The sequence below is a fragment of the Oxynema mangrovii CENA135 genome (genome assembly GCF_016632315.1).
Taxonomy (GTDB): Bacteria; Cyanobacteriota; Cyanobacteriia; order Cyanobacteriales; family Laspinemataceae; genus Oxynema; species Oxynema aestuarii.
Window position 1 is genome coordinate 1,376,294 of sequence record NZ_JAEOXH010000002.1, and the last position, 25,436, is coordinate 1,401,729.

Here is a 25,436-nt window from a genome sequence, read left to right on the forward strand (position 1 = left end):
CTTCATCCATCTATTCTGATTCATTGTTGTTTTTGGCGGGTGCGATCGCGCAAGTATACCCCAAAGAGATTGAGCAACAACAACAAACCGACCAAAATCGCACTCGCCGCCGCCGCCTTATCGTGAAACCCTTGTTGCGGTCGCGAGACCCAATTAAAAATTTGAAAAGGCAACGCCGTAAAGCGACTGTAAAGCCCTTCCCAAGACAAGGGCGGTGCAAACGAAACAAACGGTAAAGCCCCCACCGCAATCAAGGGAGAAGTGGCCCCGATCGCCCGCGCCGAAGACAACAACAGCGCCGTCACCATCCCCGGAAACGCCGCCGGAAGCACGATATGCCACAACACCTGAGTGCGGGTCATACCGATCGCGTAACCGCCCTCATAGAGGCTGTTTGGCACCGATCGCAACGCCGCGCGCGTCGCCACGATCGACATCGGCAAAATCACCACACTCAACGTCATCGCTGCAGATAAAATACTCGCCCCTCCAGTCATCGGTTCCAAAAGGCGAACGAATAACTCCAAACCTAACAAACCGTAAATAATCGACGGAACGGCACAGAGATTGGCAATATTAATTTCAATAACTTGATTGAGCCAACGATCGGGACAATATTCTTCTAAAAAAATAGCCGTTCCGATGCCGATCGGAAAAGCAAACACCACCGTCAACCCCCACAACCACAACGTCCCCATCAACGCCGGATAAATCCCCGCTTCTTGGGGCTTGCGGGAGGGCAATCCGGTCAAAAAGTCCACATTGAGATGGGTCAAACCGCGATTGAGCGCATCGAACATCAGCAACGCGAGAACCAAGAGGGTCGCGGCGATCGCCCCCACGGAGATCGCTTGAAATAAGTAATTCAAACCCTTGCGAAAACTCAAGCGGGTGCGAAAGCGATCGACCGGAGGAGAGGGAAACCAATCATCGACCCGCCGCGTGGCGTGAGGGGAGGAACTGAGAAATAAAGGCGCCCCGCCGACGGACAGGGGAGTGAGGGTCGATCCGCCAACGCCGTCGTCCGTCGGTCGGTCGGAACGGGAATCGGGCAGTTTGGGGAAACTTTGCACGATTCCGTCACTGGGGGCGACCCCCTCGGACATCCGTCGCTGATGGAGGCGAACCAGCCAGTAACCGAAGCTATTGAGGGATAAAGTCAACAAAAATAAGACCATTCCCACGGTAAAAATGGTGTGGAAGGCGAGGGAGTCGAAGGAAACCGTTCCCAAACTGACCTGAATGATAAACGAGGTCATGGTCAGGACGGGAACCAAGGGATTGAGGGTGAGTTGGGGGGTTTGTCCCGCCGCGATCGCCGCGATCGTGGTTTCCCCGAGAACCCGGGAGGCCGCTAGGGTAAACGATGCCATAATCCCGGGAAAGGCGACAGGCAAGACGATCGTCAAGATCGACTCAATTTTCGTCAAACCCAAAGCGTAGCCCCCCTCGCGCAAACTTTGGGGAACGCTGCGAATCGCGTCTTTACTCAACGAGGAAACGATCGGTACCACGGTGATTCCGGTGACGATCCCCGCACTCAAGGCGCTGAAGGCGGATAATTGGGGGATCGCCTTTTGCAATAAGGGAGTGACTACCAGTAAGGCAAAGTAGCCGTAAACCACCGTGGGAATGCCCGAAAGGGCTTCTAAAATCGGTTCGATCGCGAAACGCAGGCGATCGTTAGCGTATTCGGCGAGATAGATCGCGATCGGCAGACCGATGGGAATGGCGACGAGGAGGGCAATCCCACTGACGAGTAAGGTAGCGCTGGCGATCGTGACGATCCCGACTTGGCGAGATGGAAACAGGGGAGTCCATTCGGTATCGGTGAAAAACCGCCAGGGGGAAATGTCCTGGAAAAATAAGGTGGTTTCGTAGAGCAAGATCGCGACGATCGCCACTAAAATAGCGATCGGGATCGCCGCCACGACCGACAGGACTACCCGGACGATCGCCTCGATGTTTTGACTGCTTTGCAAATTTTCCCGCCACGATGGACGGGACTCTTCCGGTAAGGAGGAGGGGTCGAACTCCATGATAGACCTCGATAGTTGGCGCGACCGATCTCGGCGGTCCGCTTCAGCCCGCGATCGCGCCAAACCGAGAAGATGGGAAAACGAGCAACGGTACGAACCGACACGCGGCGATCGCTACGATCGATATTTTAGAGCCAGTTTGCGTCATCCCCAAGCGGTTTGGCGTCCTCGTTACGGCGATCGTCCCTCGGCGCCGAAGCGATCGAGCAGATCCGTACCGACGACGGTAACGCCGTTAAATATCGACCCGCTTTGAGCCTCTTGATAACGCTGTCGGACTGCGTCCATCGTTTCTTGAGAAAGCGGAACGTAACCGACTTCTGAAATTAAATATTGATTCTCCTCGGCGAGTATAAAATTAACAAATTCTTGAATATCCGGGCGATTGGCGAGAGCCCGATTGATATAAATAAATTCCGGACGCGAGAGGGGGGTGTAACTCCCATCGGCGATCGTTTCTTCACTCGGCGTCACGCAACCGCTACCGTTGTCAATGGCGACGGCTTTGAGTTTTTCGCGGTTTTCTTCGTAATAGGCATAACCGAAAAAGCCGATCCCTCCCGGATCGGTCGCGACTCCTTGGACGATGACGTTATCGTCTTCGCTGGCGGCAAAATCGCCACGACTGCCTTGATTTTGACCGACGATGGCACGGATAAAATAATCGTAAGTTCCCGAATCGGTTCCCGGTCCGTAAAGGGCGAGTTTGACCGGGGGAAACTCCCCGCGAATTTGGTTCCAATATTCGATTTTTGCTTGGGCGTCGGCTTGCCAAAGGGTTTTTAGATCGGCGACGGATAAACAGGAGACAAAGTTATTGTTCGGATGGACAACGACGGTAATCCCGTCAAAGGCGATCGGCAATTCGATATATTCAATTTGATTTTCTTGGCACAAGTCAATTTCCGAGGGATCGATCGGACGGGAGGCATTGGAGATATTGGTTTCTCCCCGACAAAACTTTTTAAAGCCACCGCCCGATCCGGAAATACCGATCGCCACGCGCACCTCGGGATTTTGTTTCATGAATTCTTCCGCCATTGCTTCGGAAATGGGAAAGACCGTACTCGACCCGTCCACGACGATTTTGCCGTTATTCCGGCTGTTGGCGTCGTTCAGGGGACTGCGATCTCCGCTCTGGCAACTTCCGAGGGCGATCGCGCTCCACAGAGCCAACAGACTCACGATTTTAAATGAGTCTTTCGATTTTAACAACATATTTTTTAAAAGAATGAGTTAATTTATAAAATCGAGAAATTAGGGTGTTTATTTTTGAGCCAAAAAGGCAAGAGAACGGGAAAAATTTAAGGAATTGAGAAGAACAAGAGAGTAAGAAATATATTTTAAGGACAAAAAAAGAACTTTGGAGTTTGTTCGTGGAGTAACCTTTTTAAAAAAGGTTACGAGATATTGACGAGCGATCGCCTCTCTCTTCTCAAAAACCCATGACAATCCCCTACATGTCTGTTGCCCAAACTTGCCCCAACACTGTATCGTTCATGTCTATCTTAAAGTCTGGATCGGCGATCGTGCTTTAAAATTGTAATAACAAAAGACTAAAAGCAAGTTAAGAAGTGATTGACGCCCGTTCCGGCGATCGCTTTCGTTAGAAGATTTTAAAAATATCTGTATTAAACAATACAAAATCGAAACATCCCCCCTAGGGGCGATCGCCGCCCTTCACGAAGCGATCGCCTTTTGTCATGGGGGTTGGGTCGTCAGGGGCAAGACCGGGCGGGTAAGACGGTGCTAAAGCGCCTGTATCCGGCTAGATATTCTTCTAAAGTAATAAATTGAGATAAATTCAAACGATAGTAAATCCAGCGTCCCTCTTGACGGGTCAAAACGAGCTGGGCTTCCTTGAGGGTTTTCAGGTGAAACGAGAGTTTCGACTGACTGACATCGAGGGCCTCGCACAACTCACAAACACACAATTCGCGATCGCGCAACCGCTCTAAAATTTGCAAGCGTAAGGGGTCGGAAAGGGCATGAAAACCCGATAGGAGATCCTCGGAAGCGATCGTTTGCGGCGATCGGGCAATAGGCTTGGTCATTGGGCGTTAGGGTTGATGAGGCTTCTCCCTTATCCTAACCAATCCGGGATCGCCTCCCGATCGCCTCTCGCCAAAATACGTTACAACTCAGATAAACTCGCACTCAAAGATCCCCAGTCCCCGAAGACTTCACCCGTATTATTCCACAGGCGATCGCCGTCCCGTCCACGGAGGAATTCTCAATGCAATGGCATCTCAATCCACTCAAAGGCATTCTCTGGCTGTTTGTCATCCCGACCTTCGCCTTCTTGAGTGGTTGCCACGATCGCCCCAGCGAGCGACAACTGAACGAGTGGCAGCACGAAGCCATTCGCGAAAACGCCCAATTAGTCGCGCTTTACGGCAATGGCGACACGATTGGAGATTGGGAATTCGTCGTCGAAGGACAAATCCGTCAAGGGCGCCTTCGCTTCAACTGGGCCGAATTAGACGCCTTAGCCACGAAACACATTCGCACCACCGACCCGCATTATACCCCCGATCTCAATGCAGTGTTGGACTTTCGCGGGATCGTCATCGGCGACTTACTCGATCGCTTGCAAATCGAAGGCGAAACCAACGAAATCACCTTTGTCTCCTTTGACAGCTTTCGCGCCACCATTTCGATCGCCGATATCAAACGCTACCCGATCGCCCTCGCTTTGGAACGCGATCGCAAGCCGATCCCGCGCAGCGAAGCCGGACCGTTATACTTAATCTTTCCTCAAGAACAATATCCCAAGTTAGCCCAAAAATACACCGAACAGTCTTGGGTATTTTACGTTACCCACGCGATCGTTGGAACCGAACCGATCGACGTACGATTGGGCGATCGCCATTTCGACGCCGCCAGACTCGAACAACTCCCCCAAACCACCCTCTACGAGCGCGTCGGTTACAAAGCCCATTGGCCCAGCGAAAAAGTCAAACTCCACGGAGTCCGCTTACAAGAGGCGATCGCCGCCGCCGGATTGAACGTCCCTCCCGGCGGTTCGGTCGTCGTACGGGGTAAAGCCGCCGTCGATCGCGATCCGGGCAATCCGATCCGCTTGGACGCCCGCAACGTTCGCGACTGCGACATCCTCCTCGCCACCCATTGGGGAGAAGATCGAGAACCGATCCCCGCCCGTCTCGGCGGTCCGGTCACCCTCGCCTTTCCCAGTACCTGCCGCGATCGCACCACGGGAGAAGAGCGTCCCTACCCCACTCAACAGCCTTGGGTCACCTTCGTCGAGGAGATCGACATCCACCAGCCGGAAAACCCCTTGCAATCTTAAATCTTCGTGGAGCGCGCCGGAATTTTGAGAAAACCGAATCCATCTTCCCCTGGTTTATCTACTGTTGTTTCCCGGTGTTGCGATCTGATGAAGTTCCGCTCGATCCGTACCCGCATCATGACCACCACCACCCTACTGATCGTCTCGATTGTCGGCGCGATCGTCTGGTTGTGGGCGAGCAGCGAACGCGAACTGTTTCGGGAACAAACCCTCCAGGAAGCGAAAACCCTCACCATGCTCCTGTCTCAGTCCTGGAGTAACGAGCTGAGCGATAGTAACTGGAACCAATTACGGTTGAGTTTGGATTCCCTACTCAGGCACAATCCGGATTTTATTTATATTCTCATTTCCGACGATCGCGCCAACCACCGCATTATCGCCGCCTCGCCGATGGAATTTCAAGACCGTTACATCCCCGATCTCGTCCCGGTCTCGGTGACGAAAAAGGCTCTCCAAGCCTCTGAAGGCTCCCGCGCCCAAGATACTTATCTGTTACGAACCATCGAATTTCCCGAAGGGGAGATACGAGCCCGGCGCGGCGAGCCGATTTTAGAGGTCGCCTCGGACATCCGCCTGGTCTCGGGCAGTAAAATCGGCACCTTGCGGGTGGGAATTTCCCTGCGGCGGATCGAAGGAGCGGTCGCCAATGCGGTCGGTAAAGCCCTGTTGGTGGGGACGTTTGCTTTGGGAGTCGGCTTGGTCGGGGCTTATATCCTCGCCAAACAAGTCAGCGATCCGATCCGTCGTCTCCAAGAAACCGTCGCGAAAATTGCCGCCGGGGAGTTGAACCGCCGCGCCGAAATCTATCGGGCGGATGAAATAGGGGCATTGGCTACGGCGTTTAACGAGATGTCGTCGGCGTTGCAAGGGTCGTTCGATCGCCTGCAAGGGACGATCGAATCGTTCCAGCGTTTCGTCCCGGAAAAGTTTTTGGTGGCGATCGCCCCGGAAGGCATCGAGAATATTCAGGTGGGGGTAGCGGTCAAACGGACGATCTCGATTCTCTTTTGTGATATTCGGAACTATACATCACTCTCGGAAGCGATGACCCCGTTGGAAACGTTCTCTTTTTTAAATGATTATTTGGAGATCGTCGGTCAAGAAATTGCCCGTCACGGCGGCTTTATCGATAAGTATATCGGCGATGCGATCATGGCCCTGTTTGACGATCGCGCCACCGACGGCGCCGTGCAAGCGGCGATCGCCATGCGACAGCGTTTGATTTCTTTCAATCAAACCCGCTTGGAGCGACAACTCCCGCCTATCGAAATTGGAATCGGCATCCATCGCGGCGAGGTGGTCATGGGAACCGTGGGGTTTGTCTCCCGGATCGAGTCTACGGCGATCGGCGATGCGGTGAACGTGGCGGCGCGGGTTGAGGGGTTGACGAAAGAATATGGCTGTAATGTGTTGGTAACCAATGCGGTAGTGGACTCCTTGGGCGATCGCGAGGCGGTGCAACTCAATTTAATTGACGAGGCGGTCAAGGTCAAGGGCAAAGATGAGGCGATCGCCGTCTACGAGGTTCTCGAACGCACGAGTTGTCCGGAATCGAACGAAAATTTTTTTAGATTTTAGCGGGTTGCGACCTTACGTCAGTCCTGTGCGATCGCTCGCCCGGGCGGGAGCGATCGGGGCTTTCAACGAACGGGAAGTTACTGCTAAAAATTAGCAGTAACTTCGGTGGAAATAGGCTGTTTTGGCCGTCTCAAAACTGTCCGAAACGCGCAAAATTATTGACAAATTTCACAAAACACGATCGAACGTTATCGGAATAGTTCAATTGAAATTAACTGATTTTGTAAATTTTCAGTTGTTGTAGATATTTTTAATAATTTTAAAAGAATTCAACACGGGTCGGAGCGCTGAATCAAGAGAAAAAACCGCGATCGCGATCGAGATTGGCGGGGTAACTTCTGCCCCATAAAATTTACCCTAACGCTCTCGCGGCGATCGCTCCTGTCGTGCTTTCCCTCTTATTAACCTTATCTTTACCGTAAAGCGGTATGCTGCTAGGGTTATCCTCGGAAAACAGGAAGCTCGTCAGAATACAGTTATGGTCTTACTTCACCAATCGACCGCTCGAACTCGCTTAGGGACTTGTTTCTCGGCCCTCGCCCTCAGCGTCGGTCTGGCCGCGTGCAGTGGTGCAGATACAGGCACCGGATCCCCTCCCACCGGAGACAATGCCACGGAACAGGGAGCCGCCAACAGCAAACTCGCACTCAACAGCAACGTCACCCTCAACGGTGCGGGGGCTTCTTTTCCCGCCCCCTTATACCAACGTTGGTTTCAAGACTTCAGCCAACAAAACCCCCAACTTCAAATTAACTATCAATCTGTTGGGAGTGGTGCGGGGGTGAAACAGTTTACGGCGAAAACTGTAGACTTTGGCGCCAGTGATGTCGCCATGAAAGATGAAGAAATTACTGCCGTCGATCGAGGGGTTTTGTTACTGCCGATGACGGCAGGAAGTATCGTATTAGCTTACAACCTCGAAGGCGTCGAAGGGGAATTGAAGCTGACGCGCCAAGCCTATGTCGATATCCTGTTAGGGAACATTACCAATTGGAACGATCCGGCGATCGCCGACGCCAACCCGGGAGTGACCTTACCCGACGAGCCGATTACCGTCGTTCACCGCGCCGATGGAAGCGGAACCACGGGGGTGTTTACCAAACACCTCAGCGCTATCAGCGAAGAATGGAAAAATAGCGTCGGCGAAGGCAAAACGGTCGAATGGCCCACGGGAGTCGGCGCCAAAGGGAATGAAGGGGTTACCGCCCAAGTTCAACAAACCCCCGGTTCGATCGGCTACGTCGAATACGGCTACGCTAAAAATAACAATCTGAACTTTGCCGCCTTAGAAAACCAATCCGGTCAGTTTATCGTTCCGAGCGAAGAATCCGCCTCGCAAACCTTAGCGGCGGTGACGTTACCGGAAAACTTGCGCGCGTTCATTTCCGATCCGGAAGGGGAGCAATCTTACCCCATTGTTAGTTACACTTGGATTCTGGCTTACGAAAGTTACGACAACCCCGAAACGGCAAAAGCGGTGGAAGCGGCGATCGAATACGGGTTGACAAAAGGTCAAGAAGTCAGTGCCGAATTGGGTTACGTTCCCCTACCGCAAAATGTTCGCGAAAAAGTGGCCGCCAAAGCCGATGCGATCAGCCCCGATTATCAGATCGAGGTTGAATAAGCGCGACAGGTACGGACGGGCGATCGCCCGCTCTAGTCTGACTCGCCTCGGCTTGACCGGGTAGTTTTGATGGCGATGTCCGTCAATATTAACCAATTTCGGGCAAATTTGGCCAACATCTGGCAATTTTTTGGGTTCGCTCCTTTCTCTTCTCGATGTTATTTTCTGGTTGACTTTTTTTCTGCCCTGCTTTATCGTTTGCTGCCCTTGTATTGGTAATGACTACAGAATTTCCCCTCAACGAAGCGCCTCGGCATTTGAGTGCGCGATCGCCCCGCGAGCAGATCCTCGATCGCGGCTTCGTCTGGTTGACGCGCATTTTTGCCTTATCGGTGGCTGGGGTCTTAATTTGGATGGCGATCGAAGTCGGGATCGAATCGATCCCGGCCATGAAAGAATTCGGCTTGGGTTTTTTAACCAGTAGTGCCTGGAACCCAGTTGAAGACGAATACGGCACCTTGCCGATGATCTACGGAACCCTGGTCTCGTCGGCGATCGCCCTGTTATTTGCCGTCCCGTTAGGTGTGGGAACGGCGATCTTTTTAAGTGAAAATTTTCTGCCGCGATCGCTGCGAACCACCCTGATCTTTCTCGTCGAACTCCTCGCCGCCATCCCCAGCGTGGTGTACGGACTCTGGGGCATCTTCGTACTGATCCCTGCCATCCGACCCGTCGGCCAGTTTCTGCACCAAAACCTCGGCTTCATTCCCTTCTTTTCCACCCCTCCCATCGGACCGGGAATGTTGCCTGCCGGGATCGTCCTGACCGTAATGATCCTGCCGATTATCACCGCCATTTCGCGCGACTCCCTCGCCTCTTTGCCTCCAGACTTGCGCCAAGCCTCCCTCGGCTTGGGAGCCACGCGCTGGGAAACCATTTTTAGAGTCTTAGTCCCTGCCGCCTTTTCCGGGATCGTCGGGGGTGTCATGCTCGCCCTCGGACGGGCCATGGGCGAAACGATGGCAGTCACGATGTTAATCGGCAACTCCAATGACTTGAACGTTTCCTTACTCGCCCCCGCCAATACGATCGCCTCCCTCCTCGCCAACCAATTCGCCGAAGCTTCGGGATTGCAAGTGTCCGCCCTCATGTATGCCGGATTGGTCTTATTTGCGATTACCTTATTGGTCAACATCGGCGCCGAGTATATCGTCCGTCAAGTCAAAAAATTCTAACGCCGATCGCCTCCTCCTCTTGCATCGATCGCCCTACCTTACTACTGTTCTATGTCCACTTCTCCATCGGATCGATCTCTATCTCGCTCCCAACGGTTCGATCTCAGCCGCAATTATCAAAATCCTCGGGCCTTATTCGGCGTCATCATGACGATCTTGTCCGGCGCCTGCTTGGGCATGGCCCTACTGCCTTTATTCGCGGTGATTTACTACGTCATCAGTAAAGGGATTAACCGTCTCAATCTCGACCTGTTTACCCAATTGCCTCCGGCTGCCGGAACCACGGGCGGCGGCATCGGCAACGCGATCGTCGGCACCCTGATCGTCGTCGGTTTGGCCGCCTTAATCAGCGTCCCGATTGGGGTGTTCGCTGCCGTCTACTTGTCCGAATTCAGTTCGGGAACACTGGCACGCTGGGTTCGCTTTGCCTCCAACGTTCTCAGTGGCGTCCCTTCGATTATTGTCGGGATCTTCGCTTACGGCATTATCGTGCTGACCACCCAGCAATTTTCTGCCTTCGCCGGAGGGGTCGCCTTAGCCGTCCTCATGTTGCCGATTGTGGTCAAAACGACCGACGAAGCCCTGCAAATCGTCCCGCCCGAAGTGCGTTGGGCCTCCGTCGGCGTCGGCGCGTCGGACTATCAAACCGTGTTGCGCGTCGTGCTTCCCGCAGCCCTGCCCGCCATTATTACCGGAGTAACTTTAGCCGTCGCCCGCGCTGCCGGAGAAACGGCTCCGTTAATTTTTACGGCGTTGTTTACCTTTTTCTGGCCGCAAGGTATTTTTCAACCGATCCCGTCTCTCGCCGTTTTGGTCTACAACTTTTCCACGGTTCCTTACGCAAGCCAACAGGAATTGGCTTGGGCCGCTTCTTTGATTTTGGTGTTGCTCGTTTTGATTAGCAGTGTTCTCGCCCGTTTGGCCACTCGTCGCGAAATTTATTAACGGTGAAAGGACTGTGAAATTCTCCAACTTTTGCCATAGGAAATTGGTAAAATAGGAGACAATTCCGTTTGGCCGTTTGTTGTAGCAAGTAGCCAGCTTTTTGTTTCCTCTGTGGCGATCGCTTTCGCGTTCGTCGTCTCTAAAGTCTGTGGTTCACTCCGCGATCGCTTTTCTAGTTTTCGATCGAAAAAAGCATCTCCAAGGGCAACAATTGCCGAGATCGTCTCCCAGGTCGGTCGAGTTTTTCGGATTAGTTTTGTGCGAGCTTCGATCGCCACAAATTCGAGAAACCTGCAAGTGAAGCCGTCAGTTTATCGAATTGTTGGGCTTCGGGGGAGCTATAAAACCCCGTCCCGAACGATAGTGAAGGACTCGGATACATGGACTCCCCCGTGCGAGTCGCCGGGGTTCGATCCCCCTAAGACTCGCCATCAACTTCTGGTATAATTATCCCAAATTTGGGTAGATAAAATGCTCGTCTACGAAGCCAAGTTACAAGGAACTAAAGACCAGTATCAGCAGCTCGATCGAGCGCTGCGAACGGGTCTTTTTGTTCGCAACAAAGCGCTTCGCTATTGGATGGACGGGCCAGGAAAAAGCAAGGCCAACCTGAATAAATATTGCCGAGTCTTAGCTAAAGAGTATCCTTGGGCGAAAAAGCTCAATTCGATGGCGCGGCAAGCAATGGCAGAACGGGCTTGGTTAGCCGTTTCTCGCTTCTACAACAACTGCCAACAAAAAGTTCAAGGCAAGAAAGGATTTCCTCAGTTTAAGCGCCTACAAACTCGTGCCTCAGTGGAGTACAAAACCAGTGGTTGGAAACTTTCCGATTGTCGGCGCTACTTGACTTTCACCGATGGGTTCGAGGCGGGAACCTTTAAACTATGGGGAACTCGCGACTTGCACTTCGATCGGCTCTCCCAAATCAAACGAGTACGAGTTGTCAGGAGAGCCGATGGATATTACGCGCAGTTTTGCATTGACCATCAACGAAAAGAACGGCGAAAACCAACTGGAAAAACGATCGGTTTGGACGTAGGTTTAACACATTTCTACACCGATTCCGATGGAAATACAGTTAAGCCGCCACGCTATCTGAGAAAATCCGAACAAGCCTTGAAGCGGGAACAACGCCGTCTCGCTCGTAAACAGAAGGGGTCAAAAAATCGAGTTCAAGCCAGGCTTAGATTCGGAAGAAAGCATCTAAAAGTCCAACGCCAGCGTAAAGACTGGGCTGTAAAACTGGCCCGGTACGCAGTCATGTCGGCAGACCTGGTGGCGTATGAGGACTTGCAAATCAAAAACTTGGTTAAAACGCATAAGTTAGCCAAGTCTATTGTTGATGCAGCGTGGTATCAATTCCGCCAGTGGGTGGAATATTTCGGGAAAGTATTTGGCGTGGCCACCGTAGCTGTGCCACCTCAAAATACCTCCCAAACATGTTCGTGTTGTGGCAATCTGGTCAAGAAGTCACTAAGCGCTCGCACTCATCTGTGTCAGTGTGGGACGGTACTCGACCCAGATCGCAACGCAGCTATCAACATTTTGGAACTAGGGCTACGTACTGTAGGGCATACAGGAACTTACGCCTGTGGAGAGGAGACCGCTACTCGTCTTCTGGAGACAGAGGTCGAGCCAGTCACCTCGCTGAAGCAGGAAACTCCATCGGTGACGATGGAATCCCCTTCCTGAGCGCAGCGAAGGGAGGGGAGGATGTCAAGGGTTAAGTGTAAATTTAGAAACCGGATCGAGTTATTGTATGCATTCAGATAGCCAATCAGCAAATTACATTCCCTCGGTTGACAAGCAACCCGAGGTCGTCTTGAGGACGAAAAATGTCAGCATCTACTACGGTGATTTTTTGGCGGTTCAAAACGTCTCGCTGGACATCCAAAAAAACCGGATTACCGCCTTCATCGGGCCGTCGGGTTGCGGTAAAAGTACCTTGCTGCGCTGCTACAATCGCCTCAACGACTTGATCGAAAGTTTTCGCTTGGAAGGGAAGATCGAATACCAAGGTCAAAATTTGTACGCTAAAAATGTCGATCCGGTGGAAGTCCGCCGCCGCATTGGCATGGTCTTCCAAAAGCCCAATCCGTTTCCGAAGTCGATTTACGACAATATTGCCTACGGAGCGCGGGTCAACGGTTATAAAGGGGATCTCGACGAATTGGTTGAAAATTCCCTCCGTGCGGCGGCCCTGTGGGATGAGGTCAAAGACAAGCTCAAAACTAACGGGATGGCTCTATCCGGCGGTCAGCAACAGCGTTTGTGTATCGCCCGGGCGATCGCGATCGAACCGGATGTGGTGCTGATGGACGAACCCTGTGCGTCTCTCGATCCGATTTCGACGCTGAAAATTGAGGACTTGATGCAAGAACTCAAGGAAAAATACACGATCGCGATCGTGACCCACAACATGCAACAAGCCTCCCGGGTGTCGGATATGACCGCATTTTTCAACGCCCAAGCCTCGGAAGATGGCAAACGCTGCGGCTATTTGGTGGAGTACAACCATACGGAAGCGATCTTCCACAATCCCCAGGAAGAAGCGACGAAAGAATATGTGAGCGGACGGTTCGGTTAAGGCGATCGCCCCTCACCCGCGTTCCATTGATAACTCGGGGTGGCGTGCGGCGCCGATCGCGATCTCCCGGTTCTGGCTGACGGGAATTGGCTTGAGCGTTTCCGCATTTCCCTCCCGGGCGATCGCGTCTCCCACTAGATTGCCCCAAAAGTTTTTATACTAAATTTTATATCAAATTCCATTAATCCCAAAACTGAATGGCTCGCCTCTTCTGGCCCTGGTACCCGTTTAGGGAGTAGCAACCCCGTTGCTGAATCGCCGCTCTACGATCGCGGCTCTACGCGAGAAACAACCCAAGAGAAAGGGGCGATCGCCCCTTTACTCCTGACTAGCGCTTGAAAAAGGTCTCCAGGCGCGTCGCCAGTTTTTCAATTAAGCTGCGGTCTTTGCGCTTGAGACTGTCTCGGGCTTCAGCTTCGACGCGCTCGACCACTTCCGGAGGCAATCCGAGAAGCGCCACCAGTTTTTGATAGGCTTGCGCTTCTTCTTCATTGATATTCGGTTCGTCCGGGGTGCGCGCACTCGACGCGATCACCTCGTAACCGAGTTGCAAAACGACTTCGCGCGCTGCTTGAGTTTCGAGGTGAGGAATGAGTTCTTCTAAGGGGATATTCTGCATCATGTAATCGTGCAGTTCCTCGCGCAGTCGTTCTTGTTGTTCGGTCGTTTTACCGAACAGTTGGCTGAAGCGATCGAGCATCAAATCGACTTCTTCCGTTGCCAGTTCGCCATCAGCCCACGCCATTGCGGTGACCACCCGTAATAAGTTCATTTGACGGGGGGTAATCGAAGGCGGTGGGGGAGGTTGTACAGCCATGAGTTTGCCCTCATTCGAGTTGGACGAGATCGCGGGGCGATCGCGCGAGCCAAGCGCCCCGAGTTTGGCCATACCCTAACACGCGCTCCGTGCAGTTGCCTCGGCTTTCACGATCTCTTAGCGATCCGCAAAGCTCGACTACAGGCGATCGAGGGTCGTTTCCAACCAACCTTTAAATAACTTCTCCTGTTCCACCGTCGGATTGCTAACGGAAACCAGTTGATAGCTTTTCGGACGGGGTTCGGCGAGGGTAACCGGGTAGGTTCGCAGTTCTTCTTGATGAAATAAGCTGACTTCGACGCGATCGCCCGGTTGATAATCTTTGAGCCGTTCTTCGAGGGTTTCTGCCGTGACGCGAAAGCCGCCGATCGCCAGTAACTCGTCATCGGGGTCAATTCCGGCCCGTTGCGCGGGGGAACCGATTTCGACGAATTTGACGATCGCCTTGCCGTTATCCGGTTGGGCGCTCAACCCCAGATAGGGGGCGCTGTCGTTCCCGTTCCCGTTGGCTTTGAGTTGCAAGCCAAACGGCGCCAGATACTCGTCAAAGGGTAATTCTTCGGTTCCGTGGAGGTAGCGATCGAAAAAGTCCGTTAAGTCCGTGGCGGCGACGGACTCGATAACGCTTTTAAGTTGCGCGTCGGTAAAACCGATTTCAGCCTTGCCAAATTGCTCCCACATTTGCTGCATGACATTATCGAGCGATCGCTGGTTGTCGTGGCGCGATCGAATCAGCAGATCGAGCAGCAACGACACTAATTCCCCTTTCAAATAATAGGAAATTTGAGCGTTATCGCTGTTACTGTCGCGGCGGTAAAGTTTGATCCACGCATCCCAACTCGACTCGCTCAACGGTTGCACGCGCCGTCCGGGGATCGTCTGCAGTCGGGTAATGTCTTTGCTTAAATTTTGCAAGAACGTTTTGGCGTCGTAAATCTTGGCGCGTAGGGGAATCACCGTATCGTAATAACTGGTGGTTCCTTCGCAAAACCACAGAGCCTCGGTATAGTTTTCGCTTTCGTAGTCGAACTGTTCGAGGGCTTTGGGGCGAATTCGTCTGACGTTCCAGAGGTGGAAAAACTCGTGGGCGACCAGTTGCATGAAGCGATTGTAGCGGTCGGGCGATCGCAAACCGAAGCGGGGATAATTGAGCGAACAGCTATTTTTATGTTCGAGTCCGCCGTAACCTTGGGCGGAGAGGTGCAGTAAAAACAGGTAGCGATCGTAAGGTAAGCCGCCGAAGAGCTTGGATTCGACTTGAATGATTTTTTCGATATCGGCGATCGCCCGTTCGACGTTGAGGTTACCCTCTCCCCAAATCGCCAACTCGTGGGGCAATCCTTCGACTTGAAAATGATAGGACTGTTGGGTGCCGATCTCGAAGGGACTATCGACTAATGTATCGAAATCTTCAGCCCGGAAGGTGTTCGGGGTTTCCGTGGGGGGTAAAGCGGTGGTCACGCGCCATTCCGGTTTCGGCGGGACGATTTTAATGTGAACTGGGGTTCGTTCCCATCCGGGGATGTAAAAGAAGAGGGCGGCGCCGTTGAAATAACCGTGGGTGCGATCGAGGTGGTTGGTTCGCACGGATAACTCGTGAGCGAAGACCCGATAGCGCACGACGATTTCCGAGGTCTTGGCGGTGTCGATCTGCCAGTGATTTTTACTGCGTTTGCGCCAGTTCAGGGCATTTTCGTGCAAGTCGCACGCCGAAAAATCTTGTAAGTTTTTGGCATATTCGCGCACCAGGTACGATCCGGGGGTCCATACGGGCATTTTCAAGTCCAGTACCGAGGCGTCCCATGTTTTAACCCGCAGCATCACCTCGAACAAATGAGATTCCGGTTCGGACATCGACACCTGATAGAACAGGGTGGGCGAGGTTTGGGAGAGGCGATCGGTACTCGGATGCGTCTTGGCTTGGGTCATTTTCAATCGCTAAGGGGCTTGACGGCAAATAAATGTCAAAACTACTCGACGGGGAAAGCGGTAGCTAAAATGGGTGTTTTTCCACGGTAAAATGCGGGACTGTCGCGCTAGGGAGAGCGCGCAATACGCCGGAGGCGTCGCTAAGCGAACGCCCGTCAGGGTTCGCCAGGAAGGGGACTCAAACGTGTCCGGCTAAATGGGTCAACTGTTTGAGGTTGATCAAGTACATCGCTTGGTTGGCTTCGTCAATTTTGAGCCACCCTTTACTCTGCAATTTTTCGACAATTTTGCTGGTTTCTTCGAGACCGATATCGGTCACGTCGGCTAAATCTTTCAAGGGAATGTTAAAAATCTCCGTACCTTTTTCAGTCGGTTGACCGTAGTTTTCCGCCAGGGAGACTAAGGTGTTGGCGAGTTTGACCGCCGGGGGACGGTTCCTCAGTTGAAAGCGGATGTTGGTTTGTCGCAGTCTCCTGACCATCAGTTGCAGCATTCGATGGTGCAACTGGGCGTCTTTAAACAGGGTTTGGATAAAGCGTTGGGCCGAAACGCTGAGCAATTCGACCGGAGACAGGGCGATCACGTCGGTGGAGCGGGGAGATTCGTCGAGAATGGCCATTTCACCAAAAAAGTCACCCCGTCCGAGAACTGCAAGGGTGACGACGTTATCGCCGTAAAGTCGTCGAACTTTAACCCAGCCGGACACGACGAAGTAGACGGCATTCCCCCAGGCATCTTCCATGAGTACGGCTCGACCTGCCGGATATTCGTGTTCGACGGCAACGGACAGGAGCCATTCCAGCGTCTCTGGGTTGGCGGCACTAAAGAGTGGGAAAAGCTCGCTAAAGGCTTCGGTCTGCATGAATAATATTGAGGATAGGGAATCAGTAGCGATCGCGCGATCGCCGCTCTTGCAGGTCAGGAGTGGCAACCGAGATCGTAATCTTATTGGTCTCTATTATTGACAATTTCACGGCTGAAAACACCTGGGATTTTGCACGATTTCGCACGACCCACACCGATCCGATGTTACGGCGATCGAGATTCGCTCTCTCCTATTGCCAGAGAGCCAGTCAAAGTCCCAGCCGATCTCGGGGCGTTGGATTGGGAATGTTAATGGCTCCTATTTTCTCACGATTTTGATGAGTTTCAATCCCGGCACGCTCCGACGATCGCCTCTCTAGAGTGTTCGGGGGATCTTCGCGGAAGACTATAGGAAATCTTTAGTTTTTTTAATTACTAATTGGCTATATAGTGTTAATATAGGATGAAAACCGACGATCCGAGCGGTCGAAAAACCCGCTCGTCCGCAGCTTGTAGGAGGACATTCGATGTTATTCCGTCAGTTATTCGATCGAGACACCTGGACTTATAGCTATTTAATCGCCGATGAAACTACGAAAGAGGCGGTATTGGTCGATCCGGTGTTGGAACAGGTGGATCGCGATCGCCAGCTCTTGCAGGAGTTGGGTTTGACCCTCAAATACGGTCTCGAAACCCACATTCACGCCGATCACGTCACCGGAACCGGGAAATTGCGCGAATTGACGGGCTGTTTGGGCGTCGTCCCCGAACGCGCCCAAGCAGCTTGTGCCGATCGCCATTTGGCCGATGGAGAAGTGTTGAAGGTCGGCGCCGTTGAAATTCGGGCGATCGCGACTCCCGGACATACCCAGTGCCATAGTGCCTATCTCGTCAACGGCGATCGGGTGTTAACTGGAGATGCGTTATTTATTCGCGGTTGCGGGCGCACGGACTTTCAAAGTGGCGATCCCGGCAGCTTGTACGATGCGATCGTCGGCACACTGTTTGCATTACCGGATAATACCTGGGTTTATCCCGGTCACGACTATCGGGGTCATAGCGTCTCCACCATCGGCGAGGAAAAGCAGTGGAACCCCCGGTTTATAGACCTCAACCAGGGGCCGGGAACCCTACGCGATCGCGCGGCGTTTATCGAATTAATGAATCATCTGAAGCTTCCCGATCCCCAGAAAATTATGGAAGCCGTTCCTGCGAACCAACAGTGCGGCAAAGTGGCGAGTTGAGCGGCCCGCTTCCATCTTGGCAAATTTGAGGAAAGATTGAGGAACGATCGAAATGATTGCGTGGATCGTCGGTCACATTTTAGCCGCAGGGATTGGGATTAGTTTGGGCTTACTCGGCGGCGGCGGTTCGATTTTAGCCGTCCCGATTTTGGTCTACGTCATGGGGGTAGAACCGAAAAGTGCGATCGTCATGAGTTTGGCGATCGTGGGAACGGTGAGTTTGCTCGGGACGATCCCCCATTGGAAGCTGGGCAACGTCAATGTCAAAAAAGCGGCTATTTTTGGCTCCGCAACCATGCTAGGAGCCTATGGCGGTGCTAAACTGGCGACTTTGCCCTTCGTAAGCGGTACGTTTCAACTGGTGTTATTTGCGATCTTGATGCTCGTCGCCGCCGGATTCACGATCCGCAAGAGTACTCAAAAAGAGCAAAGCGCATCTGTAGAACCAGACGACCTGACGATGTATCCGCGCCCGGTGTGTCGTTATTGTTGGTTGTGGTTGTTGACGGAAGGGTTGGGAGTCGGAGTATTGACGGGATTGGTCGGCGTTGGCGGCGGTTTCGCGATCGTTCCGGCGTTGGTCTTGTTGGGTAAAACGCCGATGAAAGAAGCGGTGGGGACATCGTTAGCGATTATCTCGCTCAATTCCGTCGCCGGATTGATGGGATATTTTGGAGAAGTGGCGATCGATTGGAGGTTAACCCTTTCTCTGACAGTCGCCGCCAGTTTGGGAATGGTCGCCGGGGCTTATTTGAGTCGCTTCGTGCAGGCGAAGCATTTGCAAAAGGCGTTCGGTTATTTTTTGCTGGCGATGGCGGGATTTATTTTATTTCAGAATCGGGCTGTTTTCAGTTCCACGGGGGCGACCGAAAGCGGGCGATCGCCTGCCACTCAGACGCGGGTCGTGGTCGTTCGCAAGTCTTAGGGTCGAGAGGTCGCTAACACCGCTTCGCGGATCGGCGATCGCCAGGCCTCGATATAGCTGGGCCACCCGATCAGGATCGGTTGCAAGTGAGCCAGGGTATCCGGGGCGATCGCCTCCGGGTCGAAGCTGAGGGGATTGCCGTCTAAATCGCAACAGGTCAAGCCTGCAGCGCGCGCCAACGCCACCGGTCCGGCAGTATCCCAGACTTTGACGCGACCGTTGAGATAGATGTAAAGACCTGCGCGACCGCAGATCACTTCCATGACTTTGAGTCCGAAACTGCCGAGGGAGTAAAACTCGACCCCTCCGGGAATCTGGCGGGCGATCGCCTCGCCAAAATTGCGCTCGTCCTTATCCCCGATGACCATGCGGCGATCGTTCCGAGCCGGGGCTAGAGGTTCCACGGGGTCTAAGGTTTGGGGATCGCCGTCTCCTCGGGTTTGCCACAAGCCGCGATCGCCGTCCCCGTAAAATAGCTCGTCAGTCGCGGGGGCGTAAATCCATCCCGCCACGGGTTGCAACTCGTGCAGCAACCCCACCATCACCGCGTAATGGGGTTCGCCGTGAATGAAGCCCTCGGTACCATCGAGAGGGTCGATACACCACAAATTGCGATATCCTGCGGTAAACGCAGCGCGCGATCGTTCGTTTTCCTCCGTAATCGTGCCGTCCTCGGGGAATAACAGCGAAAATCCCGCCGAAAGCTGTCGGTCCAGCTCGCGATCGACACTCGTCACGTAATCGTCCGGTCCTTTCTGCGAAACCCGATAATTTTCTTGAGCGAGTTGTCGCGCCTGTTGACCGCACTGACGAATCAGTTGGCGGATTTGTCGATCTACCTCGGAGCTGAAAAATTGCATAGAAATGGATTTTAGACTTGAGATTTTAGAGTCGAGACGAGACCGATTTATTCTAACTCCTGACCCCTAACTTGTGTCTGAAGAAGCGATCGTTACGAATACCTTTTGCCTTTTGCCTTCTAACTCCCCAAAAAAAACGGGTTAACCCGCTTGGTTAACCCGCTCAGTTTGGGAACGCGCTCTGTCAGATTACTTTTGGACGACGAGCTTGACGTTGGCATTCTGCAAGCCGGGACGACGCACTTCGGCCAAGGTCTTATTGACGGCGTACTTCTGATTGATCGAATTGATTAACTCGGTCTGGTTGTGCTTCTTAGCAACACCCCAGAGGTCGGCAATCAGATCGAAGGAACCGTCGCTGTTGCGAGACCAGCCGAGATCGTATTCGCCTTCGAGGACGGCCACCAAATCGGCACGCACGCGCTGACCGTTGTATCCACGGACGTCGGCATTCGTCTTAACGGCAATCCCTAAATCGCGCAGAGAGGTTTTCAGGATTTCGGAATCGGTGATTTTGGTACGAAGAGTGCTAAAGTGAGACATTGGGATTTCCTCCAGTAGGATTTCGAGAGAAACGACAACGTTTTGATTATCAAGGGAGCCGCTCATTGAGGGCGGCGTTTTTTGTGGAACTGCTAGCAAGTTATCCTTACTAGCCTTTACTCCTGATTGGGAAGTCAGGAGAAAGCTTTTAGAACTCCAATCGCTGGTATTCGGCGACGGAGGATGCAGCCGGACGGGCGCGCTGCCGGGCCCATTCGCGCAAGGCCGTGACTTGTTCGGTCATGGTCTTGGACAATGGCAGCGTCGATTTGATCGCGGCGATGATGTCCAACTGCGTGAATTCTCTATCTTGAGCAAATGCCTCGTACATCGCGGCAATGACGGCTTGCTCGATTTCTGCGCCGGAAAATCCGTCGGAGACTTTGGCCAGTTGTTCGATATCGAAGCGAGAGATATCGTGACGGCGTTTGCACAGGTGAATGTTGAAAATGTCTTGGCGTTCTTCGTTGTTGGGAAGGTCTACGAAGAAGATTTCGTCAAAGCGGCCTTTTCTGAGAAATTCGCCGGGGAGGCGTTCGACGCGGTTCGCCGTCGCCATCACGAAGACGGGAGAGGTTTTTTCTTGCATCCAGGTCAGGAAGGAGCCGAAAATGCGGCTGGAGGTTCCTCCGTCGGAGTCTGCAGACCCGGTGCTTCCGGCAAAGGCTTTGTCGAGTTCGTCGATAAACAGGATGGCTGGCGAAATTGATTCGGCAGTTTTGAGAGCGTTACGCAGGTTCGCTTCGGACCGACCGACCATCGAACCGTCGTAGACGCGGCCCATGTCCAGTCTCAGTAAGGGCAAGCTCCACAAGCGAGCCGTGGTTTTCGCGATCAGGGACTTTCCACATCCCGGGACGCCGAGGATTAACATCCCTTTGGGTTGGGGTAAACCATATTCTCGCGCCCGTTCGGTGAAGGCGTTGGAACGCTGCCTCAGCCACCGTTTGAGTTCTTCGAGTCCGCCGACGGAGTCGAGGGTTTCGTCTTCTTCGATATATTCGAGAATGCCGTTGCGTCGGATGAGCTGTTTCTTTTCGGAGAGTACGATCTCGACTTCGGAATCGGTGAGCCGTCCGTTGGTGACTTGGGCTTTCCGATAGACTTTCTCGGCTTCGTCTCGGGTCAGCCCTAATGCCGCTTTGAGTAGTTTTTCGCGGGTGTCGGTACTGATGCGCCGATTGCGACTTCCTTCGAGTCTTTGGCTGAGAACTTCGTTGAGTTCGGAAAGATTGGGAAGGGGAAAGTCTAAGACGATGACTTCTTTTTCGAGTTCGATGGGAACCTGCTGGATGGGCGACATCAGGATAATCGCTTTTTGGGTGCCTTTGAAGCTCGCGATCGCATCTCTGAGCCAGCGCGTGGTTGCCGGAGACTCGATAAAGGGATGCAAGTCTTTGAATACGTAAAGACCTGGCTCTCTCTGACGGATAACCCACTCGATCGCCGCTTCCGGCGAAACGGTGTTGTGTTGGGTCGTGTTCAAGGGTTGACCGTACTCAACTATCCCGTGGGTGACCGTCCATACGAACAGCCGTTGCTGGGGCTTGACCTGAGCGATCGTCGAGATAGCTTGCTCGGCCCGCTCTTCCTCGGAAGTGACGAGGTAGATCAGTGGATATTGAGCTTGGATTAAGATGCTGAGCTCTTCTTTCATGACGATCGACCTAATTAGAGACGGTGCCTACAGTGCGCTTATCCTAATGCCCCTTCTCGGTAGTCAGGAGCAAACATCTCCTCGATTGGAAGATTGAGCCGTTAGCAAGGGACGAGTTGCTCTTCTCCTTGCTGGTCGTTTTTGGATTTGACGGTTTCCACTTTATCTACGGGTAACTCGTCGTCAGCGATGATGCTCGGTCGGTTCCCTAGGGAGACCAGTTCGCCATCGCGCATCACTACGGAGCTGGCACAGTCGGGGCAGTTGTAAACCTGGTGGGTTCGCCCGTAGTAAGAAGATTCCAATTCTTCGATCGCTTCGGAATGAGTCATGTAAAACTCGATCGCCCGTTCGGCGATCGCCGACATCGGTTCGGAATCTACTGCCGCTCGTATCTTGAGCTGACGATGCAGTTCGGGAGGCAGATACAATGTAACCTTTTGCTTATCTTGCATAGGACGCAGAATTGATTTACCCGGGTATGAATCACACCATAGCGGGGGGATCGGTGGCTGTCAAGATGGCAAGACGCTTTAACGTCATTATTGTAATATTTCGTTACATTAACCGGGCGATCGCCGGGGCGGGGGACTCGCCGTGGGAAGAGAAAAATTAGCCGAAATCGCCGCTCCCGATAGACTTACGGCGCGATCGCGCGATCGCCGCGAAACCGAACTAATGCCAAGATCGACCTAGAGATCTAGAGATCGACGGGAGCAACGATACGGGTCATGAAGGGTTCTGCCAGCTCCAAATGGATAGAGAAGGTGACCGAGGTCGGCTGTTTGCTCGGTCTGGTCGTCTTGTTGAGTGGCTGTTCGCCTTCACAGCACAGATCGGAAGCGATTCATTGGAAGACCTATCATAACGAGCGCTACGGTTTCGAGTTTCCCTATCCGAGTAATTGGATTGTCGGGTCGATCCCCAGTAATGGGGACGGACAAGTATTTTTCGACCCCAAAAACCCCGCCGTCGAAATTCGCGGCTGGGGAGGATACAACATTGAAGGTTTGAATGCGACCCAAGACTATCCGGCGCCGCTCAAACCGGAAAACTTTACCACCGCACAGGGTTTACACGGCACCCTCGCCGTCGAGTTGGGAACCAGAGAAAGTTCGATGACGCTCAGCATCGTTCGCGATGACGTTCGCTATCAATGGCGAGGGCGATCGCCGAGCGAAGTTTTTGACGATTACTATCGCTTTTTTTATTACGTTGCCACTCAATATCGTATCGAATTATTACCGACAGAAAACTAAAGCGATCGGAGCGATCGCCCCAATTCGTAGAGATAGCAAGGGTCAAATCGAGAAAAACAGGACAAAAAAAGGCACGCCGATCGCGTGCCTGCCATTCCTTGTTAGTTCGGATACGATAAATTTTTAAACTTAAAAAAAGGACGATCGCGCCATCAACACCTCAAGCACTGCGTTTGACAGAACCATCGGCATATAATTCCATCGGAACGAGTTGCATTTTACCGTTAATGTAGACTTTAGAATAAACAATGCGGACGAAAGGAGCATTGTGTTCGTTATAGCGAGAAGACATAGCTATCACCTCAGATTTAACAGGCTGGGCAAGATCGCCCTTGGCAATAAAAAGAAGAAACGGCTCGTGATTTCCCTCTCCGTTTGCGGGCTGAGGGCATCCAAGCCGGAGAGTGTGACAAAAGATTGTCTTTAACTCTATCTTCTAAAGATATTGCTATTTACCCCCCTTTGTGGTAAAGGTCAGGAAAAGATGGTTGCAATTTTGATAAAGATTTGGTATAGATACTTGCCCGGGGCGGGGGCGATCGCGAGGTTTAAGGGGAAGAAGTTGTAACTAAATAATTGGACACTTATAGACATTATTACCGAATTAGATAACAATTGTGGGGTAGTCTAGATCGAGAGCATGATATGAAATTGTATTCGCTATGTGTGAAGAGTTTGAAACTGAAGTGGTAATTATCAACAAATCTTCCTCAGAGGTGAGTTTCGAGCAAGAGTTGCTAACAGACATGCTTGAACTAATTACCGTGTTCTCTGCACGTCTTTATGGTTCTCGTTCCCATAAAAACAAGAAGCTTATTGATAGCATGGCCAAAGCGGTGGGGGATGTATGCTCTTAGGCTTTAAGACTGAACTGAAATTAAACAATTCCGAGCGAACAGCATTAGCCAAACACGCAGGAGTTGCCCGTCATGCTTGGAACTGGGGACTAAACTTAACCAAGCAAATACTAGAGTACAATCGGGATAATCCAGAGGATAAAATTAAGTTTCCCACAGCGATTGACCTGCATAAGTGGCTGGTGACCATGGTCAAGCCCGAATGTCCCTGGTACTACGAAGTTAGTAAATGCGCTCCTCAATACGCTCTCAGGCATTTGTCCGACGCTTGGAAACAAGCATTCAAGAAAGTCAAGAAACCACCAAGGTTTAAGAAAAAAGGACGTGCTGACAGTTTCACTGTTGATGGTTCGCTCTCAGTTGACCATTTTCGAGTTAAAGTTCCTGTGATGGGTTGGCTTAAAACATTCGAGCGCTTGCCTACAGAATATCAACCGAAGTCCTTCACAATTAGTCGTAAAGCCGACAGATGGTTTATTAGCTGGAAAATTGAAGTCGAGCCAACCAATGAGCCTAAAACCCATGCTGTTGTTGGCGTTGACCTTGGGGTTAAAGCACTGGCTACGCTATCAACTGGTGAGGGATTTGAAGGGGCTAAGAGTTATCGCCAATATGAGAACAAACTCTCACGATTGCAATGGCTGAATCGTCATAAAGAGTATGGTTCGGCCAATTGGAAAAAAGCCCAAATCAAGATAGCCCGCTTGCACCGAAAAATAGCCAACATCCGTAAAGACACATTACATAAGCTCACGACCTATTTAGCCAAAAACCACAGCCGAATAGGGATTGAGGATTTAAATGTCTCTGGTATGTTGGCCAACCACAAGTTGGCTAAAGCGATCGCCGATATGGGCTTCTATGAGTTCAGACGGCAGTTGGAGTACAAATGCCAGTTGTATGGAGCCACCTTAATTGTGGTTGACCGATGGACTCCCTCAACCAAGACCTGCTCTAGATGTCACGCCAAAAAAGACTCAATGCCCTTGTCAGAAAGAGTTTTCCGGTGTGAAAACTGTGGTCTGGAAATTGAGCGGGATTTCAATGCCTCCATTAATTTGGAGATCGCCGCCAGTTAGGTGGTGTTAGCCTGTGGACTGGTGAGTGCCGACACTACTAGAATGAAGCAGGAAGTAGGTTCCAAAGATGTCCACTTGTGGGTAACTTTGGGTAATTCTTATGTAACGGATAATACAGTTGAGGCCGGACAGGCGATCGCGCCGATTCCGTTCCGCCTTCGATCGCGTCATTGTTAAATTCTGTTCGATCTTTCCCCTTCCCAC

24 protein-coding genes and 1 pseudogene are annotated in these 25,436 nt (G+C 52.3%); 13 read left to right on the forward strand and 12 right to left on the reverse strand.

Annotated features, from left to right (window positions below; genetic code table 11):
- Window positions 1-20: 20 nt before the first annotated feature.
- From pstA (JJD41_RS19550) to JJD41_RS19565, 3 genes are all read right to left on the reverse strand, one after another.
- A complete protein-coding gene (pstA, locus tag JJD41_RS19550; RefSeq protein ID WP_200669140.1) occupies window positions 21-2,039 on the reverse strand; it encodes a phosphate ABC transporter permease PstA in 2,019 nt (672 codons plus the stop codon).
- 171 nt (window positions 2,040-2,210) lie between these two features.
- Window positions 2,211-3,224 (reverse strand): PstS family phosphate ABC transporter substrate-binding protein, encoded by a 1,014-nt coding sequence (locus JJD41_RS19560; RefSeq protein ID WP_370583893.1) that lies wholly within the window; start codon window positions 3,222-3,224, stop codon window positions 2,211-2,213.
- Window positions 3,225-3,757: 533 nt separating this feature from the next.
- Window positions 3,758-4,093, reverse strand: coding sequence for an ArsR/SmtB family transcription factor (locus JJD41_RS19565; RefSeq protein ID WP_200669143.1), 336 nt, complete (start codon window positions 4,091-4,093; stop codon window positions 3,758-3,760).
- Window positions 4,094-4,275: 182 nt separating this feature from the next.
- Here JJD41_RS19565 and JJD41_RS19570 point away from each other — a divergent pair, with 182 nt between their 5' ends.
- The 7 genes from JJD41_RS19570 (at window position 4,276) to pstB (ending at window position 13,258) form a co-directional block, all read left to right on the forward strand.
- Window positions 4,276-5,349: a molybdopterin-binding protein gene (locus JJD41_RS19570; protein WP_200669144.1), complete on the forward strand. Its 1,074-nt coding sequence runs from the start codon at window positions 4,276-4,278 to the stop codon at window positions 5,347-5,349.
- 87 nt (window positions 5,350-5,436) lie between these two features.
- On the forward strand, window positions 5,437-6,927 hold the full coding sequence (locus JJD41_RS19575) for an adenylate/guanylate cyclase domain-containing protein (RefSeq protein WP_234488926.1): 1,491 nt from the start codon (window positions 5,437-5,439) through the stop codon (window positions 6,925-6,927).
- 478 nt (window positions 6,928-7,405) lie between these two features.
- Complete coding sequence (pstS, locus tag JJD41_RS19580) at window positions 7,406-8,551, forward strand: phosphate ABC transporter substrate-binding protein PstS (protein WP_200669145.1); 1,146 nt, start codon at window positions 7,406-7,408, stop codon at window positions 8,549-8,551.
- Window positions 8,552-8,769: 218 nt separating this feature from the next.
- Window positions 8,770-9,726 carry a phosphate ABC transporter permease subunit PstC gene (gene pstC / locus JJD41_RS19585; protein WP_200669146.1) on the forward strand — a complete coding sequence of 319 codons (957 nt, stop codon included), beginning with the start codon at window positions 8,770-8,772 and terminating at the stop codon, window positions 9,724-9,726.
- A gap of 51 nt (window positions 9,727-9,777) precedes the next feature.
- Window positions 9,778-10,671 carry a phosphate ABC transporter permease PstA gene (pstA, locus tag JJD41_RS19590; protein WP_200669147.1) on the forward strand — a complete coding sequence of 298 codons (894 nt, stop codon included), beginning with the start codon at window positions 9,778-9,780 and terminating at the stop codon, window positions 10,669-10,671.
- Between the two features lie 471 nt (window positions 10,672-11,142).
- Entirely contained in the window at window positions 11,143-12,363 is a 1,221-nt protein-coding gene (locus JJD41_RS19595) for an RNA-guided endonuclease InsQ/TnpB family protein (RefSeq protein ID WP_200669148.1), read from the forward strand.
- 67 nt (window positions 12,364-12,430) lie between these two features.
- Window positions 12,431-13,258 (forward strand): phosphate ABC transporter ATP-binding protein PstB, encoded by an 828-nt coding sequence (gene pstB, locus JJD41_RS19600; protein ID WP_200669149.1) that lies wholly within the window; start codon window positions 12,431-12,433, stop codon window positions 13,256-13,258.
- Window positions 13,259-13,270: 12 nt separating this feature from the next.
- Here the strand turns inward: pstB and JJD41_RS25460 are convergent, their stop codons facing one another.
- From JJD41_RS25460 to JJD41_RS19615, 4 genes are all read right to left on the reverse strand, one after another.
- Complete coding sequence (locus JJD41_RS25460) at window positions 13,271-13,393, reverse strand: hypothetical protein (protein WP_255547364.1); 123 nt, start codon at window positions 13,391-13,393, stop codon at window positions 13,271-13,273.
- 193 nt (window positions 13,394-13,586) lie between these two features.
- Window positions 13,587-14,075 (reverse strand): tellurite resistance TerB family protein, encoded by a 489-nt coding sequence (locus JJD41_RS19605; protein ID WP_200669150.1) that lies wholly within the window; start codon window positions 14,073-14,075, stop codon window positions 13,587-13,589.
- Between the two features lie 138 nt (window positions 14,076-14,213).
- Entirely contained in the window at window positions 14,214-16,004 is a 1,791-nt protein-coding gene (locus JJD41_RS19610; protein WP_200669151.1) for a M61 family metallopeptidase, read from the reverse strand.
- A gap of 178 nt (window positions 16,005-16,182) precedes the next feature.
- Window positions 16,183-16,866, reverse strand: coding sequence for a Crp/Fnr family transcriptional regulator (locus JJD41_RS19615; RefSeq protein WP_200669280.1), 684 nt, complete (start codon window positions 16,864-16,866; stop codon window positions 16,183-16,185).
- 469 nt (window positions 16,867-17,335) lie between these two features.
- Between JJD41_RS19615 and JJD41_RS19620 the strand changes: the two genes are divergently transcribed.
- The gene (locus JJD41_RS19620; protein WP_200669152.1) at window positions 17,336-18,052 is read left to right on the forward strand and encodes an MBL fold metallo-hydrolase; all 717 of its coding nucleotides are present in this window, start codon (window positions 17,336-17,338) and stop codon (window positions 18,050-18,052) included.
- 52 nt (window positions 18,053-18,104) lie between these two features.
- On the forward strand, window positions 18,105-18,977 hold the full coding sequence (locus tag JJD41_RS19625; protein WP_200669153.1) for a sulfite exporter TauE/SafE family protein: 873 nt from the start codon (window positions 18,105-18,107) through the stop codon (window positions 18,975-18,977).
- Here JJD41_RS19625 and JJD41_RS19630 read toward each other — a convergent pair.
- From JJD41_RS19630 to JJD41_RS19645, 4 genes are all read right to left on the reverse strand, one after another.
- Complete coding sequence (locus JJD41_RS19630) at window positions 18,974-19,837, reverse strand: 3'(2'),5'-bisphosphate nucleotidase CysQ family protein (RefSeq protein ID WP_200669154.1); 864 nt, start codon at window positions 19,835-19,837, stop codon at window positions 18,974-18,976. The genes JJD41_RS19625 and JJD41_RS19630 overlap by 4 nt on opposite strands.
- 189 nt (window positions 19,838-20,026) lie before the next feature.
- Window positions 20,027-20,380 (reverse strand): DUF1257 domain-containing protein, encoded by a 354-nt coding sequence (locus JJD41_RS19635; RefSeq protein WP_168567462.1) that lies wholly within the window; start codon window positions 20,378-20,380, stop codon window positions 20,027-20,029.
- A 148-nt stretch (window positions 20,381-20,528) separates the two neighbouring features.
- The gene (ycf46, locus tag JJD41_RS19640) at window positions 20,529-22,037 is read right to left on the reverse strand and encodes a stress-responsive protein Ycf46 (protein ID WP_168567461.1); all 1,509 of its coding nucleotides are present in this window, start codon (window positions 22,035-22,037) and stop codon (window positions 20,529-20,531) included.
- 101 nt (window positions 22,038-22,138) lie between these two features.
- Window positions 22,139-22,492 (reverse strand): hypothetical protein, encoded by a 354-nt coding sequence (locus tag JJD41_RS19645; protein WP_200669155.1) that lies wholly within the window; start codon window positions 22,490-22,492, stop codon window positions 22,139-22,141.
- A 276-nt stretch (window positions 22,493-22,768) separates the two neighbouring features.
- On the opposite strand from JJD41_RS19645, the gene JJD41_RS19650 reads away from it, so the two are divergent.
- Window positions 22,769-23,296, forward strand: coding sequence for a hypothetical protein (locus JJD41_RS19650; protein ID WP_200669156.1), 528 nt, complete (start codon window positions 22,769-22,771; stop codon window positions 23,294-23,296).
- 160 nt (window positions 23,297-23,456) lie between these two features.
- Here JJD41_RS19650 and JJD41_RS25465 read toward each other — a convergent pair whose 3' ends face one another.
- On the reverse strand, window positions 23,457-23,588 hold the full coding sequence (locus JJD41_RS25465; RefSeq protein WP_255547365.1) for a hypothetical protein: 132 nt from the start codon (window positions 23,586-23,588) through the stop codon (window positions 23,457-23,459).
- A 355-nt stretch (window positions 23,589-23,943) separates the two neighbouring features.
- Here JJD41_RS25465 and JJD41_RS25000 point away from each other — a divergent pair.
- From JJD41_RS25000 to JJD41_RS25470, 3 genes and pseudogenes are all read left to right on the forward strand, one after another.
- Window positions 23,944-24,153: pseudogene (locus JJD41_RS25000) on the forward strand (recombinase family protein); the annotation flags it as partial.
- Entirely contained in the window at window positions 24,144-25,232 is a 1,089-nt protein-coding gene (locus tag JJD41_RS19655; protein WP_200669157.1) for an RNA-guided endonuclease InsQ/TnpB family protein, read from the forward strand. The pseudogene JJD41_RS25000 and the gene JJD41_RS19655, both read left to right, overlap by 10 nt.
- A gap of 42 nt (window positions 25,233-25,274) precedes the next feature.
- Window positions 25,275-25,409, forward strand: a complete 135-nt coding sequence (locus tag JJD41_RS25470) for a hypothetical protein (RefSeq protein ID WP_255547366.1) — start codon at window positions 25,275-25,277, stop codon at window positions 25,407-25,409.
- Window positions 25,410-25,436 lie beyond the last annotated feature (27 nt).

What these genes read in the sequence shown, in the direction of transcription:
- JJD41_RS19635 (WP_168567462.1), bottom strand. Translation starts at nt 20,380, where the DNA reads ATGTCTCACTTTAGCACTCTTCGTACCAAAATCACCGATTCCGAAATC.
- pstS (WP_200669145.1), top strand. Translation starts at nt 7,406, where the DNA reads ATGGTCTTACTTCACCAATCGACCGCTCGAACTCGCTTAGGGACTTGT.
- JJD41_RS19570 (WP_200669144.1), top strand. Translation starts at nt 4,276, where the DNA reads ATGCAATGGCATCTCAATCCACTCAAAGGCATTCTCTGGCTGTTTGTC.
- pstB (WP_200669149.1), top strand. Translation starts at nt 12,431, where the DNA reads ATGCATTCAGATAGCCAATCAGCAAATTACATTCCCTCGGTTGACAAG.
- JJD41_RS19630 (WP_200669154.1), bottom strand. Translation starts at nt 19,837, where the DNA reads ATGCAATTTTTCAGCTCCGAGGTAGATCGACAAATCCGCCAACTGATT.
- JJD41_RS19605 (WP_200669150.1), bottom strand. Translation starts at nt 14,075, where the DNA reads ATGGCTGTACAACCTCCCCCACCGCCTTCGATTACCCCCCGTCAAATG.
- pstC (WP_200669146.1), top strand. Translation starts at nt 8,770, where the DNA reads ATGACTACAGAATTTCCCCTCAACGAAGCGCCTCGGCATTTGAGTGCG.
- JJD41_RS19645 (WP_200669155.1), bottom strand. Translation starts at nt 22,492, where the DNA reads ATGCAAGATAAGCAAAAGGTTACATTGTATCTGCCTCCCGAACTGCAT.
- JJD41_RS19615 (WP_200669280.1), bottom strand. Translation starts at nt 16,866, where the DNA reads ATGCAGACCGAAGCCTTTAGCGAGCTTTTCCCACTCTTTAGTGCCGCC.
- pstA (WP_200669140.1), bottom strand. Translation starts at nt 2,039, where the DNA reads ATGGAGTTCGACCCCTCCTCCTTACCGGAAGAGTCCCGTCCATCGTGG.
- JJD41_RS19625 (WP_200669153.1), top strand. Translation starts at nt 18,105, where the DNA reads ATGATTGCGTGGATCGTCGGTCACATTTTAGCCGCAGGGATTGGGATT.
- JJD41_RS19620 (WP_200669152.1), top strand. Translation starts at nt 17,336, where the DNA reads ATGTTATTCCGTCAGTTATTCGATCGAGACACCTGGACTTATAGCTAT.
- ycf46 (WP_168567461.1), bottom strand. Translation starts at nt 22,037, where the DNA reads ATGAAAGAAGAGCTCAGCATCTTAATCCAAGCTCAATATCCACTGATC.
- JJD41_RS19610 (WP_200669151.1), bottom strand. Translation starts at nt 16,004, where the DNA reads ATGACCCAAGCCAAGACGCATCCGAGTACCGATCGCCTCTCCCAAACC.
- JJD41_RS25465 (WP_255547365.1), bottom strand. Translation starts at nt 23,588, where the DNA reads ATGTCTTCTCGCTATAACGAACACAATGCTCCTTTCGTCCGCATTGTT.
- pstA (WP_200669147.1), top strand. Translation starts at nt 9,778, where the DNA reads ATGTCCACTTCTCCATCGGATCGATCTCTATCTCGCTCCCAACGGTTC.
- JJD41_RS25470 (WP_255547366.1), top strand. Translation starts at nt 25,275, where the DNA reads ATGAAGCAGGAAGTAGGTTCCAAAGATGTCCACTTGTGGGTAACTTTG.
- JJD41_RS19655 (WP_200669157.1), top strand. Translation starts at nt 24,144, where the DNA reads ATGCTCTTAGGCTTTAAGACTGAACTGAAATTAAACAATTCCGAGCGA.
- JJD41_RS19575 (WP_234488926.1), top strand. Translation starts at nt 5,437, where the DNA reads ATGAAGTTCCGCTCGATCCGTACCCGCATCATGACCACCACCACCCTA.
- JJD41_RS19650 (WP_200669156.1), top strand. Translation starts at nt 22,769, where the DNA reads ATGAAGGGTTCTGCCAGCTCCAAATGGATAGAGAAGGTGACCGAGGTC.
- JJD41_RS19565 (WP_200669143.1), bottom strand. Translation starts at nt 4,093, where the DNA reads ATGACCAAGCCTATTGCCCGATCGCCGCAAACGATCGCTTCCGAGGAT.
- JJD41_RS19595 (WP_200669148.1), top strand. Translation starts at nt 11,143, where the DNA reads ATGCTCGTCTACGAAGCCAAGTTACAAGGAACTAAAGACCAGTATCAG.